At 36.3% G+C, this 19,109-nt stretch carries 17 protein-coding genes; 11 read left to right on the forward strand and 6 right to left on the reverse strand.

Going from position 1 to position 19,109, the window contains the following annotated elements:
• Window positions 1-9 precede the first annotated feature (9 nt).
• The 5 genes from AAT17_RS07970 to mutY all read right to left on the reverse strand — a co-directional run bounded on the left by AAT17_RS07970 (window position 10) and on the right by mutY (window position 4,496).
• A complete protein-coding gene (locus AAT17_RS07970; RefSeq protein WP_042276916.1) occupies window positions 10-921 on the reverse strand; it encodes a DMT family transporter in 912 nt (303 codons plus the stop codon).
• 129 nt (window positions 922-1,050) lie between these two features.
• A complete protein-coding gene (gldD, locus tag AAT17_RS07975) occupies window positions 1,051-1,614 on the reverse strand; it encodes a gliding motility lipoprotein GldD (protein ID WP_060523554.1) in 564 nt (187 codons plus the stop codon).
• Complete coding sequence (locus AAT17_RS07980) at window positions 1,599-2,903, reverse strand: gliding motility-associated protein GldE (protein WP_060523555.1); 1,305 nt, start codon at window positions 2,901-2,903, stop codon at window positions 1,599-1,601. The genes gldD and AAT17_RS07980 overlap by 16 nt, the downstream gene beginning before the upstream one ends.
• Before the next feature lie 16 nt (window positions 2,904-2,919).
• Window positions 2,920-3,381: a single-stranded DNA-binding protein gene (locus AAT17_RS07985; RefSeq protein WP_042276922.1), complete on the reverse strand. Its 462-nt coding sequence runs from the start codon at window positions 3,379-3,381 to the stop codon at window positions 2,920-2,922.
• Between the two features lie 68 nt (window positions 3,382-3,449).
• Window positions 3,450-4,496, reverse strand: coding sequence for an A/G-specific adenine glycosylase (gene mutY / locus AAT17_RS07990; RefSeq protein ID WP_060523556.1), 1,047 nt, complete (start codon window positions 4,494-4,496; stop codon window positions 3,450-3,452).
• Window positions 4,497-4,630: 134 nt separating this feature from the next.
• Here mutY and AAT17_RS07995 point away from each other — a divergent pair, with 134 nt between their 5' ends.
• Window positions 4,631-4,921, forward strand: a complete 291-nt coding sequence (locus AAT17_RS07995; protein WP_042276927.1) for an HU family DNA-binding protein — start codon at window positions 4,631-4,633, stop codon at window positions 4,919-4,921.
• Between the two features lie 265 nt (window positions 4,922-5,186).
• Window positions 5,187-6,725: a ribonuclease E/G gene (locus tag AAT17_RS08000; RefSeq protein WP_060523557.1), complete on the forward strand. Its 1,539-nt coding sequence runs from the start codon at window positions 5,187-5,189 to the stop codon at window positions 6,723-6,725.
• 56 nt (window positions 6,726-6,781) lie between these two features.
• Here the strand turns inward: AAT17_RS08000 and AAT17_RS08005 are convergent, their stop codons facing one another.
• A complete protein-coding gene (locus tag AAT17_RS08005) occupies window positions 6,782-7,864 on the reverse strand; it encodes an isoaspartyl peptidase/L-asparaginase family protein (RefSeq protein WP_060523558.1) in 1,083 nt (360 codons plus the stop codon).
• A gap of 61 nt (window positions 7,865-7,925) precedes the next feature.
• Between AAT17_RS08005 and AAT17_RS08010 the strand changes: the two genes are divergently transcribed.
• The 9 genes from AAT17_RS08010 to AAT17_RS08050 all read left to right on the forward strand — a co-directional run bounded on the left by AAT17_RS08010 (window position 7,926) and on the right by AAT17_RS08050 (window position 19,102).
• Window positions 7,926-8,486, forward strand: coding sequence for a CvpA family protein (locus tag AAT17_RS08010; RefSeq protein ID WP_060523559.1), 561 nt, complete (start codon window positions 7,926-7,928; stop codon window positions 8,484-8,486).
• An 81-nt stretch (window positions 8,487-8,567) separates the two neighbouring features.
• A complete protein-coding gene (locus AAT17_RS08015) occupies window positions 8,568-9,455 on the forward strand; it encodes a hypothetical protein (protein ID WP_060523560.1) in 888 nt (295 codons plus the stop codon).
• Window positions 9,456-9,591: 136 nt separating this feature from the next.
• The gene (locus AAT17_RS08020; protein ID WP_060523561.1) at window positions 9,592-12,648 is read left to right on the forward strand and encodes a leucine--tRNA ligase; all 3,057 of its coding nucleotides are present in this window, start codon (window positions 9,592-9,594) and stop codon (window positions 12,646-12,648) included.
• An 89-nt stretch (window positions 12,649-12,737) separates the two neighbouring features.
• Entirely contained in the window at window positions 12,738-14,201 is a 1,464-nt protein-coding gene (locus AAT17_RS08025; protein WP_060523562.1) for a lipopolysaccharide biosynthesis protein, read from the forward strand.
• Window positions 14,191-14,625, forward strand: a complete 435-nt coding sequence (dut, locus tag AAT17_RS08030; RefSeq protein WP_060523563.1) for a dUTP diphosphatase — start codon at window positions 14,191-14,193, stop codon at window positions 14,623-14,625. The genes AAT17_RS08025 and dut overlap by 11 nt, the downstream gene beginning before the upstream one ends.
• A gap of 116 nt (window positions 14,626-14,741) precedes the next feature.
• Entirely contained in the window at window positions 14,742-15,758 is a 1,017-nt protein-coding gene (locus AAT17_RS08035; RefSeq protein ID WP_060523564.1) for a sugar phosphate nucleotidyltransferase, read from the forward strand.
• A 19-nt stretch (window positions 15,759-15,777) separates the two neighbouring features.
• Window positions 15,778-17,154: a lipopolysaccharide assembly protein LapB gene (locus AAT17_RS08040; RefSeq protein ID WP_060523565.1), complete on the forward strand. Its 1,377-nt coding sequence runs from the start codon at window positions 15,778-15,780 to the stop codon at window positions 17,152-17,154.
• Window positions 17,154-17,900, forward strand: coding sequence for a DUF4292 domain-containing protein (locus AAT17_RS08045; RefSeq protein ID WP_060523566.1), 747 nt, complete (start codon window positions 17,154-17,156; stop codon window positions 17,898-17,900). The genes AAT17_RS08040 and AAT17_RS08045 overlap by 1 nt, the downstream gene beginning before the upstream one ends.
• The gene (locus AAT17_RS08050) at window positions 17,897-19,102 is read left to right on the forward strand and encodes a murein hydrolase activator EnvC (RefSeq protein WP_060523567.1); all 1,206 of its coding nucleotides are present in this window, start codon (window positions 17,897-17,899) and stop codon (window positions 19,100-19,102) included. Before AAT17_RS08045 ends, AAT17_RS08050 begins: the two co-directional genes overlap by 4 nt.
• The last annotated feature ends 7 nt before the right edge of the window (window positions 19,103-19,109 follow it).

Genomic DNA, 19,109 nt, shown 5'->3' on the forward strand with positions numbered 1-19,109 from the left:
AACCGGTTACTAGTCAGTGGCCGGTTTTTCTTTTTTTGCTCTTGTTACCAATACCACTGCAAAAATTATTACCGCGGTAGAGATGCCTTGCCATAAATTAAATGATTCACCATCCAAAATTCCCCAAGTAAGTCCAACTACAGGCATTAAGTATGTGACACTACTTGCAAATACAGGAGATGTAATTTGAACAAGTTTATTAAACATGATCTTTGCTGCTACGGTACCAAAGATGCATAAAACGACAATGTAGCCTAAGCTTTTTTGAATTTGTGGGTTGGTGTAATCCAGACTGTGACCATCAGAAAGAAATAGTACGATTACCGCAAGTGGAGTAATAAATATAAAGTTACCTGCCGCGATAGCTAGTGGTTTTACGTTTTGTAAATACCTTTTAATAATATTGACATTGCTGGCATAACAACAGCATGCAATAAGTACAAACCCGGCAAAAAGATAATTTTGATCTGGATTGCCTTCCATCCCGGCAAATATTAAACCTATGGCACCACCTAATCCAATTATTACGCCTAAAAGTTGTACTCGACTGAATGATATACCAAAAACTATCGCTCCTAGAATAAGCGTGATTAAAGGCACTGTAGAGTTTAATATACCGCTTACTGCGCTATCGATTTCTGTTTGGGCATAGGCAAAAAGAAATACCGGAAAAAAAGTTCCTAGTAAACCAGAAATAAACAACCATAAATAATCACTCTTGCTTGCTTTTTTAAAGCTAGATAGTCCAATCACAGTTAATATCACACCTGATAAAATTACACGCAGGGCTCCTAGCTGTAAAGGTGTAAGGGTGAGATTACCATTCTCTTGACCCAAAGCTTTTTTTATAAGAATAAATGAAGAGCCCCAAATAAGACTTAGAATGACAAGATAAACGTACTTTAATTGGCTCTTTTCCATCTATGCGATTTTATAAAATGCAAAGGTGGTTCTATTAATTTGATTGAACTAATAATTTAAAACCAATGATTTGAAGAAGGTTTTGACTAAACTAACTGTTTAAAGATAAACATATTACGATTTGTTAGACTACTTCCATTGCAAGGTTTCCAGTAGATTGATCATATCTTTTTTGACATAATCAACTGCAGGAAGAATGCTATCGTAGTTGGGTCTTGTGTCAAAATACAGACTAGCGGTCAAAAAATGGTTGGTACTATCAGTGACGTAAAATTGTGCATTACTAGCAGCGTTACCTTCTACTTCATACATCATTCCATAGACTTTAGATTTCTCATTCATAAATGGATAATCCTTTATTACATCGGCTTTTATATTATGCTTATAAGATAGTTTTTGGCCGTCAATTAGCAGTTGAGTTAAATTATCATCTACCTTATTGTAGGTTAGGTAAACAGTAGCGTCCATATAGGGATATTCGATTTTCATCGAGCAATCATTCTTGCTCAATACTCTAGCATACTCGTTGAGTTCAAAAACAAAAGGGCAGTAATCAGTGGTAGTGGTGCCGTATGTCGCATCAGGATACTGTAGCGCTAGACTTGCGCTAGGTTTGGGTAATACATCTTCATCACCACAGCTGGTTAAAATCAAGAAGCAAGAAATTAAAATCAGTTTTATGGTAGTGTGCATTTGATTTGTTTGATTCGTTTATTGTCCATCGCTTCTACTAAAAACGTGAATCCTTTGAACTTTATTTTATCTAATTTACGAGGGAAATTACCAGTTTGTTCCAATAAAAAACCTGCTAAAGTCTCTGATTCTCCACGTGCACTTTCATATTGCTCTATTACTTCTTCATCGAGGTCTAGTACTCGGTAAAAGTCTTTCAGAGAGGTTTTACCTTCAAATACATAGTTTTTCTCATCTAGTTGTGAATAGACCAGATCTTCTTCGTCAAATTCATCACTTATATCACCTACAATCTCTTCTATTATATCCTCAAGTGAGATTAGGCCACTAGTACCACCATATTCATCCACCACTATAGCCAGATGCTTTTTTTGAACCTGAAATTCTTGAAGTAAGTCATCTAATTTTTTGTTTTCAGGAACAAAATAGGCTTCTCTCAATAACTTTGTCCAATCGTAGTTTTTGCGATCTACATAAGGTAATAGATCTTTTACATACAATACGCCTGTGATTTGATCAATGCTTTCTTTGTAAACAGGGATTCTTGAATAGCCGTTATCTACGACAAGAGTAATAACTTCTCTAAACGGTAATGATTCATCTAGAGCAAAAACATCTGTGCGATTACGCATTACGTTTTTCGTGTCGGTATTACCAAAGTTTACAATTCCTTGTAGTAATTGTTGTTCCTCATCGGTAGTGTCGTTTTCATCGGTGAGTTCTAAGGCCTGAGATAACTGTGATACCGTTAAATTACTTTTTTTACTACCTAAATTGTCTTGTATTTTCAAGGTTATGAATCTCATGGGTAAGCTCAAAAAACTGAATAATACATCGAGAACTTTTAATGGAACCGCCATAAAATTTGAAAACCCTATTGGGTTACGATTTGCATATACTTTTGGAAATATTTCTCCAAAGAGCAATATTAAAAAGGTAGCAAACAATACCTCTAGGGCAAACCTTATCCAACTGGTTTCTATATCTGCAAACCACTGCTCTCCTAATAAGCTAAAAATTAAAACCGATGTAATATTGATTGCATTATTAGCAATAAGTATGGTTGCTAGTAACTTTTTTGGTCTTTCAAGTAGCTTACTTACGACATTTTGTTTGGTAAATGCTTCATTTGGTTCTTCTAGTTCGCTAGAAGTAAGGGAGAAAAAAGCTACCTCAGCACCACTAATTAAAGCACTACATATTAAAAGTAATAAATAGATTACTAGGTAAAGCGCTTGCTCACCTTGCGTTACTAATAATAAGGGTAAATGTTCAGGATCAGGATCCACTAATCAATAGATTTAGTTAGAATGGTAGGTCATCAACCTCTTCATCACTACCTTCTGGTGGTACTACTGGAGCTTGATAACGCTGTGTATTAGACTGTTGTTGGGTTGCTTGCTGTTGTGGTCCCGTATTTGAATTCTCATTTTTAGGAGTTAAAAATGTAAACTCTTGTACCTGGATTTCGGTCGTGTATCGCTGTTGACCATCTTCACCAGTCCATTGTCTATTTTTAATGCGTCCTTCAATGTATACTTTATCGCCTTTACGCAAGTATTTTTCACAAACCTCAGCTGCTTTATTACGAACCACGCAATTGTGCCATTCAGTATTAGAAACACGCTCACCAGTGGTGCGATTTACATATTCTTCATTTGTTGCTAGAGGAAACCTTCCTATACAGCCACCACCTTCAAAATGCTTCATTTTCACATCATCACCTGTGTGACCTATAAGTATTACTTTGTTTACCGTACCTGCCATAGTTTGTGTTTGAATTATCTTTTAAAGATATAAAATCCTTTATAATAAATAGAATACAAAGGTAATTCTTAATGTTTGTAATCTCGCCAATATTCATTCATGAAACGTTCCATTAATACATGAACTGGCTTTTTAAAAGCATCCTTAATAGGTGACAGTCCATCCATATAATCTTCTAGTTCAATAATCCAAAAAGTCGCATGTATTTTACGATGTGATAATTTGTGAATAATAGGTTGTTGATTATATACGCTTTCGCGAAAGCGTAACTCACCTATAAGATTTTTAAACTCTATAGAATCTTTAATTTCAGACACCATCGCCGCTCCTGGAGTCTCAACAAGAGGAAATTCATAAAGACCTTTCCAAATTCCTGATTCATCACGTTGTTGCAACAAAGTTTTTTGGTCTGGAGAAATAATTACAAGGTAATTATGGAACAAATTTTTGACCTTGGTTTTTTTAGGCTTAACCGGTAACTCATCAATTAAACCCTTTTCGTAGGCAACACAATTATTTTTAAATACGCACGAAGCGCAATTTGGATTTTTTGGAATGCATTGTAGGGCTCCAAACTCCATAATCGCTTGATTAAAGATGTCCGGCTGCTCTTTATCCATAAGTTGTGCCGCAAGATGAGTAAACTCTTTTACGGCTGCTGGAGTATTTATAGGTGTATTGATATGAAAAATTCTGGAAAGCACTCGATACACATTACCATCTACCACGGGAACAGCTTCCTTGTTAGAAAAGCTAGCTATGGCAGCAGCCGTATAAGTGCCTACACCTTTAAGTTTAAGTAAATCCTTGTATTGAGAAGGGAACTTACCTAGTTCTACTACTTGCTGTGCGGCTTTATGTAAATTACGTGCTCTAGAATAATATCCTAATCCTTGCCATAATTTAAGAACGTCGTCCAGCGGTGCAGCAGCTAGCATTTCAACTTTGGGGTAGGTTTCAACAAACTTGTTGTAGTAAGGAAGGCCTTGTGCTACACGAGTTTGTTGGAGAATTACCTCACTCAACCATATGTAATAAGGATTAGTAGTATGTCGCCAAGGTAGATCTCTTTTGTTAACTAAATACCAATCAATGAGTTGGCTTGAAAAGTTCATATTTTCTTTATAATTATAGAGTGGAAAGATATATCTATTTAAAATTTAATTAATTAGAGATTTTAATTAGTTTAATTAGAGTATATTTGCGCCCTGTTTAATGTAACCCTAAATAATTAAAATAGAACTTAAAAATGACTAAAGCAGATATCGTATCTAAGATTTCAGATAAGTTGGGAATGGAGAAGACTGATGTTCAGGCAACTGTTGAGTCTTTTATGGAAGAGGTGAAAGGATCTCTGGAAACTGGAGAAAACGTATATTTACGCGGTTTTGGTAGCTTTATCGTAAAAACGAGAGCTGAAAAAACTGGTCGTAATATTTCTAAAAATACTACTATAAAAATACCAGCTCACAATATACCAGCTTTTAAACCAGCTAAAGTATTTGTAGAAGGTGTAAAAACAAAAGTTAAAGTAAAATAAACCAATAATATAAGAGATATGCCAAGCGGTAAGAAAAGAAAAAGACATAAGGTAGCTACGCACAAACGTAAAAAGCGTCGTCGCGCTAACCGTCACAAGAAGAAAAAGTAGTGTAGCACTACTTTTTCTTTTTTACGTTCATTGAAATAGGGTTGCAGTTGACAACTCGTTTGACTTTACAAGAAAAGTTCTTGTAATGTATTCTTTCATATCATCCTGTTGTAAAACACATCTATGGTTTTACAACTATTAAATAACAGGAAACATGGATAAAGAAATTATTATCCGTTCCGGTGCTACAAAAGTGGATTACGCCTTGACCAAAAATGGTAGGCTTATTGAACTCCATAAAGATGAAGATGAAAACAAGTTTGCAGTAAGCGATGTTTTTATAGCAAAAGCACGTAAAGTACTGTCTGGTCTTAATGCCTCATTTGTTAATGTAGGTTATGAAAAAGATGGGTTTTTACACTATCATGATCTAGGACCTAAATACCGTACACAGTTAAAGTTTACTAAGCAAATTTTAAGCGGACGAAGAAAAAATTTTAAACTCAAGGACATCAAGTTAGAAAAGGAACTAGATAAAAGTGGTTCTATTGACGATGTTGTTGAATCTGGCCAGCCTATACTTGTACAGGTGGTTAAAGAACCTATCTCTACAAAGGGCCCGCGATTGAGTGCAGAAATCTCACTGCCAGGTAGGTATGTTGTGCTCGTTCCATTCTCTGATCGTATATCTATTTCCCAAAAAATAGAAGATAGAGAAGAAAAAAGCCGTCTTAAAAGACTTGTTAAAAGCATTAAACCTGAAGGTTTTGGCGTTATAGTACGCACAGTAGCCACAGGAAAATTAGTAGCAGACCTGGATCAGGATCTACAAAATTTAATGGAAAAATGGGACCGCATGTGTAGTAAATTGCACAAGGCTTCCTTTCCTACTAAAGTATTGACTGAACAAAGTCGTACTCACTCTCTAATGAGAGATGTGTTTAATGATACCTATACTTCAATCATTGTTGACGATAAAGAAGTGTGTGAAGAGATCAAAGAATATTTAAGTACAATAGCTCCACACAAACAGTCTATTGTAAAATATCACAATCCACGACTACCGATTTTTGAAAAATACGGTATCGAGAGACAAATTAAAACGTCGTTTGGAAAAACGGTTTCCATGAGTAAAGGTGCCTATTTAGTCATAGAGCACACTGAAGCCATGCACGTAATAGACGTTAATTCTGGTAATAGATCTAATAAAGCTGATAGTCAGGAAGACACCGCGCTTGAAACAAACCTAATAGCCGCTACAGAAATCGCGAGACAATTAAGATTGCGCGATATGGGTGGTATCATAGTGGTGGATTTTATTGATATGCGCGCTTCAGAAAACAGGAAAAAGCTGTACGAGCACCTGCGAGAAGAAATGTCGGATGACAGAGCAAAACATAAGATATTACCACCTAGTAAATTTGGTCTTATTCAAATCACAAGACAGCGTGTAAGACAAGAAGTTAAGATTAAAACTCGTGAAGAGAATCCTAACGGAAATGGTAATGAGATTCAAGCTCCTATAGTAATTGTACAACAAATTACTGAAAAACTAGAGCGCTTGTTTAAAGAAGGTAATAAAAACATCACCTTAAATGCTCACCCATTTATTGCTGCCTTTTTAACTAAAGGAGTGCCGTCAATACGTTCAAAGTGGTTCATGAAACACAAAAAATGGGTAAAAATTTTACCTAGAGATGCTTATACTTATTTAGAGTATAAGTTTAAAGACAAAGATGGAAAAGTCTTATAAATATAATCCCGCTATTCAGTTGAGTAGCGGGATTTTTTTATGCAATTTTTAAAGCATTATTCCTTATACATTCCAATAACTAGATCTCCTTTATCGTTCATACTAGCACGATACATACCAGCAGTATTAAACTCCATAGAAACATTACCATATTTATCAAGAGACACGATTCCACCAGTTCCACCTAATGCAGTAAGCTTTTTCTGTATAACCTCTTCCGTAGCTTCTTCTAGTGTAAGTCCTTTGTACTCCATAAGTGCACTTATGTCATAAGCAACTTGACCACGTATAAAGTATTCACCGTGACCAGTGCTAGAAACACCACAAGTGCTATTATTTGCGTACGTACCACTACCTATAATAGGAGAATCACCTATACGACCGTACTTCTTATTAGTCATACCACCTGTGCTTGTTCCGGCTGCGATATTTCCATTTTTGTCTAACGCAACACAACCTACCGTTCCATATTTAGAATCTTGTATAAAAGGATCTTGAAAATTCATAGCTGTTCCATTATCTCCTTCTTTTGCCTCTTTTTCTAGTATACGTTGTAGGGATTGATAACGTCTTTCTGTGTAAAAATATTTATTGTCTACAATTTCTATGTTTGGATTTTGTTGCGCTTTCGCGAAAGCGTCACTACCGTTGCCACTCAATAATACATGTTCACTATCGGTCATAACCAATCGGGCTAGTGAGATCGGGTTTTTCACTGTACTCACTCCAGCAATAGCTCCAGCATTTAAGGTTTTACCATCCATGAAGCTAGCGTCTAAAGAGTTAACTCCTTCATGAGTAAAAACAGCTCCTTTTCCTGCATTAAATAAAGGAGAATCTTCCATAATTCTTATACTAGCTTCAACAGCATCCATAGCGCTACCACCTTTGGCTAAAACGTCGTGTCCAGCTTTAATAGATTCGGTAAGTTTGTCGTTGTAAGCCTTTTCAAGTTCAGGAGTCATGTTTTCTTTTTTGATTGTTCCTGCACCACCGTGAATAACTATAGCGTATTCGCTTACTTGTTGATTGTTATTATCTGTGTTAATTGTAAGATCTTGATTAGGTGAGTTTTCTTCCTTTGGTTTACAGGAAGTAAATAGGCAGATTATACAAATGAAAAGAGCAATAATTCTCATATATTAAAGTTTTGAGACTAAGATACTGCTTTTGCAGCATAACATTTTCTACCTTTAGCCCATGAATTGGTTAGACATTTTCATTTGTATTGTATTATTAGTCGGTCTGTGGAAAGGCTACATGAACGGGCTTTTTATTGAAGTAGCCAGCCTAGTAGCTCTTATAGCTGCAATTTATGGTGCAATTTATTTCTCAAATTTTGCCGGTGACTGGTTGAGAGAACAAGTAAACTGGGACGAGGCATACATTACCATAGCCAGTTTTATCATCACTTTTGTTGTCATCATTTTTGTGATTACCTATATAGGTAAATTATTTACCAAAATTGTGAAAACAGCACAACTCTCCTTCATAAATAAACTCGCAGGAGCTGCATTTGGATTACTCAAAATGGCCTTTTTGATAAGCGTCGTATTAATGTTTATTAATTCTGCCAGTGGTGAGTTTGAGATCATCAGCACCGAGGTAAAAGAAGAATCGATAGTCTATGAACCTATTGAACCTATGGCACCTTATTTACTTCCTAAGATTCTAGAAGAAGCAGACCGTGTAGATCGCAATTTACGAGGCGATAGAATAGAGTCTCCTAGACCAGTCGATCAAGATTCATTGTCCCGATAATATAAAACGCTTAATAACAATAGATTACATTTTTGGCACAGTTTTCGAAAACGTTGTAGTAATAACTTTAATACAACGATTATGAGAACAATTACTACTTTTTTAGGAGCTATGTTGTTATTTGTTTTAGCAACTAGTTGTGATGCAGACATTCAATTAGGAAATGGAGTAGTAGCACCTACTCTAGAACAAGTTGTAGAAGGTAAACAACTGTGGTACGTCGATTTAAATTATGTACACGATGACATTGATATACCATTTATTACACAGGCTTTTACCCTAAGTTTTGATTATGGAACCCTTATGGCCAATAATAACTTAGTTGGAGTGGGAAGTGCTGGCGCAGGTATGGGAATTTCTGTAGGATATTATGAAACATTTGAAAACACCTTGATTATACATCATGATATAGATGGTACTTATGAATTTGATGTTAGAGTAAAAGATTTTGACAGAATTCATCTTATCGATCCAGCTAGTGGTTCCCTTATACGATTACAAGGGTATCAAATAGGAAATTTTGATTATGACGCTCTGTTTTATGACAATATTCATTATTTCTTACAAGAGTATAGAGCGTGGGAAAAAACATTTACTAGCAATGCAGGTGTTATAAATGAATTTGATAGAGAAAATTTCTTGAGTTTTTTTCCTAGTTACGATGGCGATACTTTTTTAAGTTCAAAAGACGCTCGTGGTACATCTATACAAAATTTATTATGGGATTATGAAGGGTCGTACCAGGTTGAAAACCAGAATAATGATCTGATTAATAAATATTTAACGCTCCATTATGAAAATATAGGCAATGAAATGTTCGATCTTTACGTTATCAATGATAGAACGATAGAACTCTATCATATTTCCTCAGGAACGACATACCGTTTTACAGGAAAAGGATACATTCAGATTAAAAATTCTTCTGGAAAATCTAGATTACTAGATGTAAAAAAGAAGAAGTCATTATAAAGATTATTGGTTGGTTGGAAGCCGCCTGTTTAGCAATCCTTGCTTACGGGCGGTTTTTTTATGCAATAAATACTAATCTATTCCTAGCCAGTGTGGTATAATCCCTATTTTTGCGGCATAAAAATCACTCCATAGCATGGTACATTACAAGCACATTGAGATTGAGAAAAAATGGCAAGACTACTGGGCAACTAAAAAAACATTTAAAGCACATAATCACAGTGATAAGCCTAAGTTTTATGCACTAGATATGTTCCCGTATCCTAGTGGTGCTGGGCTGCACGTAGGTCACCCATTAGGTTACATCGCTAGTGATATCGTTTCACGATACAAACGTCATACTGGTTTCAATGTACTACATCCTATGGGTTATGATAGCTTTGGTCTTCCTGCCGAGCAGTATGCGATACAGACTGGACAGCATCCCGCAATTACGACTCGTGATAATATCGCTAGATACCGTGAGCAAATGGACCGTATCGGGTTTAGCTTTGACTGGGATCGTGAGGTAAAAACTAGTGATCCTGATTATTACAAATGGACACAGGAGATATTTATTTTACTTTTTGATAGCTGGTATGATAAAGATGCAGATAAGGCAAGACCTATAAGTGAATTAGAATCTCGCTTTCGCGAAAGAGGAACAACCACTATCAACGCTGCTACCGATGAAGATTTACCAGAATTCACAGCAGATGAGTGGAACAGCTATACCAAAGAAGAAAAAGAGAAAATCTTGCTAGATTATCGCCTTACTTACCTGGCAGATACTGAAGTAAACTGGTGTCCGGCGCTAGGAACTGTACTGGCAAATGATGAGATAGTAAACGGAGTAAGCGAACGTGGTGGGCATCCAGTAGTGCGCAAAAAAATGCGCCAGTGGATGATGCGTATTAGTGCCTATGCAGAGCGTTTATTAAACGACCTAGATGAATTAGACTGGAGTGATAGTATCAAAGAAATACAGCGCAACTGGATTGGGAAATCTGTTGGTGCTATGGTTAGTTTTAAACTAGACGACCATAAAATTGATGTTTTCACAACACGACCTGATACTATTTACGGTGTTACCTTTATGACGCTGGCGCCAGAACATGAGCTAGTGGATAGCATCACAACTGATGCCCAACGCGATGCCGTTGAAGCTTATAAAAAAGCGACCGCAGCAAGATCAGAACGTGAACGTATGGCAGATGTAAAAACCATAAGTGGTGTATTTACTGGTGCTTATGCTACGCATCCATTAAGCGGTGAGAAAATACCTGTGTGGATAGGTGATTATGTGCTAGCTGGCTATGGAACAGGAGCAGTAATGGCTGTACCATGTGGTGATGAGCGTGATCATGCTTTTGCTAATTATTTTGCCGGTCAAGAAGGTATGCCAGCCATTAAAAACATTTTTGAAGGTGTAGATATAAGTGAAGAAGCCTATACGGCCAAAGACAATACACCTATCTGTAACAGCGATTTCCTAAACGGAATGAGCTATAAGCAAGCGATGGCTGCCGCTATTGAAAAATTAGAAGAAATAGGGGCTGGGAAAGGAAAAACAAATTATCGCTTGCGTGATGCGGTTTTCTCTAGACAGCGCTATTGGGGTGAACCATTCCCAGTGTACTACAAGAATGGTTTACCACAAATGATAGACCGTGAGCATTTACCACTAGAATTACCAGAGGTAGATGAATATTTACCTACTGAAGATGGTGCGCCGCCATTGGGACGTGCGACTACTTGGAGTTGGTGCACGGTGGAAAACAAGGTAGTCTCAAATGATGATAGCCGCGATTGCGTGTATCCTTTAGAATTGAACACCATGCCAGGCTGGGCTGGTAGCTCGTGGTACATGTTTAGATACATGGATGCTAGTAATGAGAAGGAGATGTTCTCAAAGGAAGCACAGGAATACTGGGAAAACGTTGACTTGTATATAGGTGGTAGCGAGCACGCTACTGGCCACTTGTTATACAGCAGGTTTTGGGTAAAAGTGTTGCATGACCTTGGAAAAGTAACGGTCAACGAGCCTTTCAAAAAACTGATTAATCAAGGGATGATTCTGGGTGAGAGTGCTTTGGTAAAATCTATCGGTGTAAGTTTTGCAAAATCGGCTAATCATGATTTCACAGAAGAAGAATTAAAAATCCTTGATATTTTGAGTTCAAAGTATCAAATGATCCAGGATAAGCCTCTTAGTGCTGATTTGGTTAAATACTTAAGAAAATCGAATGCCGACAACAAGGAAGATGATATTGATTTTCAAAGAATAAAAAAGTCAATCAAATCTTACCTTTTTAGTGATGTTTATAAAGATTTAGAAGAAAATGATTTTGATGGCAAAGTCAAAATAAACCCTTTTTATAATTATTATACTAGTCATATAGATATTGAAACTGTAATTCAGGATAAAATAGATTTCGAAAAGTTTAGTGCAAAATATCCAGAGAAAGATTTACAGTTATTTTTAAATAACGATGACGGCGTTTTCAAAGTCTCACGCGAGGTAGAGAAAATGTCTAAGTCCAAATTCAATGTAGTCAACCCAGACGACATTTGTGAGCAGTACGGTGCAGATACGCTACGTTTGTATGAAATGTTCCTCGGGCCACTGGAGCAAGCAAAGCCATGGAATACCGCTGGAATTACCGGAGTATATGGTTTCATTAAAAAGCTATGGAAACTTTATCATAATGAAAATGGTTTCCATGTTAGTGATGAAAAGGCATCATCAGAAAGCATGAAGACCTTGCATAAAACCATTAAGAAAGTACGCGAGGATATCGAGAACTTCTCGTTTAATACGAGTGTAAGTAGCTTTATGATTGCCGTTAATGAGTTAACTGCTCAAAAATGCGACAGCCGCGAAGTTCTAGAACCGCTTGCGATATTAGTTTCACCTTATGCGCCTCACATCGCAGAAGAGTTATGGTCACTACTAGGTCATGAGGAAAGTATAGCCTATGCTGATTTCCCTGTTTTTGAAGAAAAATACTTAGTAGAGAGCAGCAAGAAGTATCCTATCTCGTTCAATGGTAAAATGAAATTTACTTTAGAATTACCGGTTGATGCCAGTAAAGATGAGCTAGAAAAACTAGTGCTGGAAAATGACAAGGTTAAGCAGCAGTTAGAAGGTAAAACAATCAATAAAACTATCGTGGTTCCAGGTCGAATTATAAATTTTGTTTTAGGTAAATAACTACAATTTATTTAGAACCTTTATAGATGTTGATCAGCTAGGCTGCTGAGAATTTTAAATGTACTTTTATAACTCATAAAACAACCTTTTTGAGCACAACACGTAAATTATTTCAGCAAACTGCCGTGTATGGAGTTGCTACCGTATTGCCTAGAGTGCTTACGGTATTACTTAATTTACTGTTGACAACCTTTATAGATACTAAACAAGATTTTGGTAATCTGTCCATCATCTTTTCATGGATTATCATTTTTAATGTCATACTTACCTATGGAATGGAAACCTCATTTTTTAGGTTTTATTCTCATTCAAAGAGTAAAAAAAAGGTGCTTAGCACTTCGCTACTTGGGTTATTAGCTACTACAACATTGTTTACAGTTATTGCCTTTCTCAACCTTGACAATATTGAGTTGTGGTCGGGTAAAAATAGTGAATACTGGCGTTGGGTGATTGGCGTACTAGCCTTAGATACTTTGATGGTCATACCATTTGCGTATTTAAGAGCACAAGGTATGGCTAGAAAGTACGCCATCATTAAAATGATTGACGTGGTTATTTCATTCGTTCTAACTACTTTTTTCTTAGTTTTTTTATCAGATATTCCAGTAATACAACAGTGGTTTCCAACTGATAAAGTGGAGTTATTTTTCATTGCCTTGTTTACTCCCAAAATATTTTTGTTGCTACTACTCATCAAACCTTATTTTCACATAGAAGGTTTTGATATTACCATATGGAAACAAATGATGAAGTACGGTACTCCTATTCTGGTGGCTGGACTAGCATTTGCGATTAATGAAACTTTTGATAAGCAACTAATTGAATGGTTAAGTCCAGGTAATAGTACTGCCCAAGCTGGGTTGTACACTGCCTGTTACCGACTTGCGGTGGGAATGACCTTATTTGCCACTGCTTTTAAGCTAGGTGTAGAGCCTTTCTTTTTTAGTGAATCAAAGGATAAAAATGCTCCGCAGTTATATGCTTCCATTACCAAGATGTTTGTGATTTTAGGAGCAATCGCACTGGTATTTTATATCACATTGATCGATGTTGTTAAATTAGCAGTAATTGATAGTGATTATTACGAGGCCATTTTTATTGTTCCTTATGTGTTGATTGCGTATTTCTTTTTTGGGATTTATCAATCCTTGTCTGTATGGTATAAAGTAACCGACAAAACAAAATACGGTGCAATAATATCAGTGTTTGGAGCTATTATCACAATAGCGGCCAATGTCTTACTAATTCCTAAAATTGGTTATCTAGCCAGTGCTATTACAACCTGTGTGGCCTATGGAGTAATGATGATTGTTTCCTATCTATGGAGTCGCAAACATTTTCCTATTCCTTATGATATCAAGAGTATTCTATTGTACTTGCTGCTATCAATAGGAGCTACGGTTGTAATCTTCTATCTTATAAGAGATTCATACGGCGCTGGTAGCTGGCAACAATACGTGTACGGTTTAAGCATTAGTTTGCTAGTGAGCGCTTTTATATTAGTTAGAGAAAAGAATTTTATACTTCAATTACTTAAGAAAAATGACAGTTAAAATCATCAATAAATCAAACCATGACCTGCCTCACTACGAGACATTAGGAAGTGCAGGAATGGATTTAAGAGCAAATCTTACAGAGTCAATCTCTTTAAAGCCATTAGAGCGTACCATTGTTAAAACAGGATTGTTTATAGAATTACCGGTTGGGTATGAAGCTCAAGTACGTCCACGTAGTGGTCTAGCTGCCAAAAAAGGAATCACTGTCTTAAACTCGCCTGGAACAGTTGACGCTGATTATCGTGGAGAAATTGGTGTTATTCTAGTTAATTTGTCCAATGAAGAATTTGTAATTGAGAACGGTGAACGAGTAGCACAATTAGTAATTGCAAAGCACGAGCGCGTGATCTGGAACGAGGTAGATGTACTTTCTGATACTGGTCGTGGTGCTGGCGGTTTTGGTAGCACTGGTGTAAAGTAAGGATTGTTGCTGTATGCTTTCGCGAAAGCGATACCTCAACCCAACTCTGTTTATTCTACTTAATAATTTTTACCTTAGCACATTAATCTAAAAATGCGCCCATCAGGGCTTTACATATGAAAATAATAGTACCTATGGCAGGTCGTGGTTCAAGACTACGTCCTCATTCACTAACTACGCCTAAACCATTAATACCAATTGCAAACAAACCTATAGTCAACCGATTGGTTACTGATATTGCTAGAATTTTAAAAGAACCCATTGAGGAAATTGCTTTTATTCTAGGTGATCCAGCATTCTTTGGTGATGACGTGGTGAACAACCTTGAAGAACTTGCAGAAAGTTTGGGTGCCAAGGCAAGTATCTACCGTCAGTTAAATCCGTTGGGAACTGGTCACGCTATTATGTGTGCTGAACCTAGTTTGTCTGGTCCAGCTGTAGTTGCCTATGCCGATACACTAATTAGAGCCGATTTTGACCTAGATCCAGCAGCTGATGCTGTTATTTGGACAAAACAAGTTGAACGACCAGAAGCCTATGGTGTTGTGAAACTTAATGAAAAGGATGAAATTGTTGAGTTGGTAGAAAAACCGCAGGAATTTGTAAGTGACCAGGCCGTTATCGGTATTTATTATTTCAAAGAAATTGGCGATCTTAAGAAAGAGCTTCAGTTTGTGATTGATAATGAAATTATAAACGGTGGCGAGTACCAAATCAATGATGGAATCAAGCGTTTAATGGCCGCAGGAAATGTTTTTAAGACAGGAACGGTAGACGAGTGGATGGATTGCGGTAATAAAAATGTTGCTATAGACACCAATAACAAGATCATGCAATTCATGATTGCCGATGGTAGTGATGAAATTAAACAAGAACCTAAATTGAGCAATGCAACAATTATAGAGCCATGTGTTATTGATCCTAGCGTTGTGATCAAGGATAGTACGATTGGACCTAACGTGTCCATAGGAGCTCATACTATTATTGAAAACTGCACTATTAAAAATTCATTAATTCAGAAAAGCAGCAGTATTAAAAACGCTACCTTAGATGAAGCAATGATAGGTAATCACGTGAAGTATGACGGTGATTTTACAAAAATTAGTATTGGAGATTACACGATAATGGAATAATTGTTGACTCATGAACAGCATGACTAGAAAAATCATATTTTTTTCACTTTTAACCTTAGGGTTACAAGTTCATGTTGGTGCTCAAGAACAAGGTGAGCAAGATGAGGTTAATGTGGATTTGCTACAGGATGTTTCAAGTGAGTTTAAAGAGAAGTTTTTTAACGCACTTACTGAAAAAGCAAAGGAAAACCACAACAAAGCCATAAATATTCTATTAGAGTGTGAAGAACTAGAGCCTAATGCTGCGATAATTCAATTTGAACTAGCAAAAAATTATGAGGCAATTTCCGCTTTCGCGAAAGCGGAACAATCCTTACTAAGAGCCATTGAAATAGATGGGAAAAGAGAATGGGTTCTAGACAAGTTATATGATGTTTATGATAAGCAACAAAAGTTTGATGAAGGACTTGAAATTCTAGAAGAACTCACGCAAATTAATCCGATTTATGAAGAGTTGTTGCCCTATCAATACTATAGAACGCAGCAATATAAAAAATGTGTTGATATAATCGATAAGTTGGATAAGCGATTGGGCACTGACAAGCGACGTACCTTTTTACAATCACAAGCAAAAAAGCAGCTAGGAATCGCTGAGGATTTAAACGAGGACATTACGGGAGCTTTAGCTAGAATCCAAAATGATGATAAAGATGAACAGGCATATATTGAGCTTATTTACTATTACAGTAAAAAGAAAGATCAAGAGAACACTCTAAAGTATGCAGAATTATTAGATAAAAATGTCCCTGATAGTGATAAAGCCCATCTCGCTTTGTATAAAATTTATTTGGATGCAGGTAGGTTAAGAAAAGGAATACGTAGCATGAAAAAGGTTTTTAAATCAACGCAGTTTGATGATGAAACCAAAGTGCGCGTACTCAATGATTTTATTACCACTAGTACGCATGATGATGAACTCATGGATGATGTAAAGGATGCCATCGATGTTTTTTCAGATTATGTAGAAAACCCAGAAGCCTTTACGGCTCTAGGAGCCTATTATTTGGAGAAAAAGAATGATCCCAGTGCGGCACTTGCTTTTTATGAAAAAGGATTGGAAATTAATGATCAAGACTTTGATCTTATAAAAAAGGCAGCTTTATTATCTATAGACGTTAAGGATTACAGCAAGGCTCATGATATATTAGAAAAAGCATTATCCTACTTTCCAGCCCAACCTTTGTTCTATTTGTTAGATGGTGTTGCCTTAAATTATCTTGATAAACCTGATGATGCTATTGAACGCTTGGAATCTGGAATGACCTACTTATTAGACGAGATTCAATTGGAACGAGATATCTATCAACAGCTTGCAATAAGCTATGATAAAAAAGGTAATGCAACACAAGCATTAAAAATGCGTTCTAAAGCTCAAGAATTATCTAAAAAATTATAATGAAATTGAGATACTTACTAGTACCAGCTCTATTAATCATAGTGGCATGTGGTACTCAAAAATCATCAACAACTGCTCTAGCTACTGCAAAGAAGGCTAAGGTGGTGCGCAGTCATGATAATTCAGAACTTGAGTTTAATACACTCAAGGCTAGACTAGGTGTGGATTATGAAGATGACAAGCAATCTCGAAATATTACGATGAACCTGCGCATGGAAAAAGGTGAGAAAATATGGATGAGTGCAAGTATTCTAGGACTTACTCTAGCCAAAGTTTATATCACACCTGATCGTGTACAGTTCTATGAAAAAATTAATAAACGCAGTTTTAACGGTGATTTTAGATTAATAAGTGATTTTCTAGGTGAGGATTTGACTTTTGAACAACTAGAAGATGTTTTGCTAGGTCAAGCGGTTGAAAATTTGAGTAATCATGAGTTTACCATTCAAAATAACGAGTATCAATTCAAAACTGAAGATGTTATCACCAAGCTGTTTCGTTTACGACCATCTGATTTTAAATTGGTAGAGCAATCTGTTCTTAAAGCTGAAAATAATTACCTAACTATAAATTACCCTGAATATCAAGAGGTAGATAATCGTTTATTGCCTCGTACGGTAAAAATCGATGCAAAACGAGGTAAACGTTTTTCTCAAGTAGAACTTACCTTTAAAAGTGTAGAATTCAATAAAGAGCTATCCTTTCCGTTTGAATTACCAGATAATTATCGCAAAATCGAGTTATGATTAAAAAGTTAGTGGTTGTTTTATTAGTAGTTTTTTGTGGTGTACATGGGACGGCACAAACTCAAAAAGAACTGGAACGCAAGAAAGCCGCTATCCAAGATAAAATCAATCAATATGATAGATTGTTAAAAGAAGTACGTCAAGAGGAAAATACAATGACATTACTTCTAGAGACTCTCGATAAAAAAATAGCAAGTACTCAGGAAATTATTACCATCACAAATCGTGAAGCAAATGCTCTTACTCGAGCTATTAAGAACAATAGGAGCGAGATTAAGAAACTAGATGAAGAAGTAGAGTCTCTTAAAAAGGAATATGCTAGTATGATTGTAAAAGCATACAAGAGCAAGAATGATCAAAGTAGATTGATGTTTCTACTGTCTTCAGAAGATTTTTTGCAAGCGTACAAAAGAGTACAGTACTTGAAATCCATTGCCGATTACCGCAAGAAACAAGCAAATGAAATTAGTGACAAAAGTGCCCAGCTCAAGCAGAAGACTGAGAAGTTAGAGATTGATAAAAAGCAAAAAGAAATTGTAGTCGCTCAAAATCGAAAACAAAAAAAAGAATTGAGTAAGGACAAAACGGAGCAGGAGAATATGCTGGCTGTGGTAAACGCCAATAAAAAGAAGTACAGTTCGCAATTCAAAGAAGCCGCAAAAGAACGAGATCGTCTAGACCGTGAAATCAAAAAACTAATTGCAGCTAGAATTAAAGAATCCTATAAAGGATCAGGTAAAAAAGTAGATAAAAACAAATTTTTTCTTACTCCAGAAGCCAAAGCACTAGCAGCAGACTTTAAATCAAACAGAGGTAAACTACCATGGCCTGTTAATGAAGGCTTTGTATCACGTAAATACGGAGAAATGCCTTCTCCAATAGATAGAAATGTCCGTATTTATTCAAATGGCTGGCGTTTTCAAACTCCTAAAGGTGCAAGTGCACGGGCTGTTTTCTCTGGTGAAGTAGATGCTATTGTTAAGAAACCAAATGGTATTTTAATAGTGTATATTCGTCATGGAAACTACACTTCTGTTTATAATAATTTGAAATCTGTTGCTGTATCAAAAGGTGATAAAGTCAAGGTATACGATACAATTGGAGAGGTTTTTACCAATCGAGCAGGAGTTTCCGAACTGCGATTTATCTTAATGGAAGATACAAACACGCTCAATCCTGCCTACTGGCTTTTAAAAGGGTAAAAACAGT

This window comes from Nonlabens sp. MIC269 (assembly GCF_001430865.1).
GTDB classification, from domain to species: Bacteria; Bacteroidota; Bacteroidia; order Flavobacteriales; family Flavobacteriaceae; genus Nonlabens; species Nonlabens tegetincola.

What these genes read in the sequence shown, in the direction of transcription:
- AAT17_RS07970 (WP_042276916.1), bottom strand. Translation starts at nt 921, where the DNA reads ATGGAAAAGAGCCAATTAAAGTACGTTTATCTTGTCATTCTAAGTCTT.
- gldD (WP_060523554.1), bottom strand. Translation starts at nt 1,614, where the DNA reads ATGCACACTACCATAAAACTGATTTTAATTTCTTGCTTCTTGATTTTA.
- AAT17_RS07985 (WP_042276922.1), bottom strand. Translation starts at nt 3,381, where the DNA reads ATGGCAGGTACGGTAAACAAAGTAATACTTATAGGTCACACAGGTGAT.
- mutY (WP_060523556.1), bottom strand. Translation starts at nt 4,496, where the DNA reads ATGAACTTTTCAAGCCAACTCATTGATTGGTATTTAGTTAACAAAAGA.
- AAT17_RS07995 (WP_042276927.1), top strand. Translation starts at nt 4,631, where the DNA reads ATGACTAAAGCAGATATCGTATCTAAGATTTCAGATAAGTTGGGAATG.
- AAT17_RS08000 (WP_060523557.1), top strand. Translation starts at nt 5,187, where the DNA reads ATGGATAAAGAAATTATTATCCGTTCCGGTGCTACAAAAGTGGATTAC.
- AAT17_RS08005 (WP_060523558.1), bottom strand. Translation starts at nt 7,864, where the DNA reads ATGAGAATTATTGCTCTTTTCATTTGTATAATCTGCCTATTTACTTCC.
- AAT17_RS08010 (WP_060523559.1), top strand. Translation starts at nt 7,926, where the DNA reads ATGAATTGGTTAGACATTTTCATTTGTATTGTATTATTAGTCGGTCTG.
- AAT17_RS08015 (WP_060523560.1), top strand. Translation starts at nt 8,568, where the DNA reads ATGAGAACAATTACTACTTTTTTAGGAGCTATGTTGTTATTTGTTTTA.
- AAT17_RS08020 (WP_060523561.1), top strand. Translation starts at nt 9,592, where the DNA reads ATGGTACATTACAAGCACATTGAGATTGAGAAAAAATGGCAAGACTAC.
- dut (WP_060523563.1), top strand. Translation starts at nt 14,191, where the DNA reads ATGACAGTTAAAATCATCAATAAATCAAACCATGACCTGCCTCACTAC.
- AAT17_RS08035 (WP_060523564.1), top strand. Translation starts at nt 14,742, where the DNA reads ATGAAAATAATAGTACCTATGGCAGGTCGTGGTTCAAGACTACGTCCT.
- AAT17_RS08040 (WP_060523565.1), top strand. Translation starts at nt 15,778, where the DNA reads ATGACTAGAAAAATCATATTTTTTTCACTTTTAACCTTAGGGTTACAA.
- AAT17_RS08045 (WP_060523566.1), top strand. Translation starts at nt 17,154, where the DNA reads ATGAAATTGAGATACTTACTAGTACCAGCTCTATTAATCATAGTGGCA.
- AAT17_RS08050 (WP_060523567.1), top strand. Translation starts at nt 17,897, where the DNA reads ATGATTAAAAAGTTAGTGGTTGTTTTATTAGTAGTTTTTTGTGGTGTA.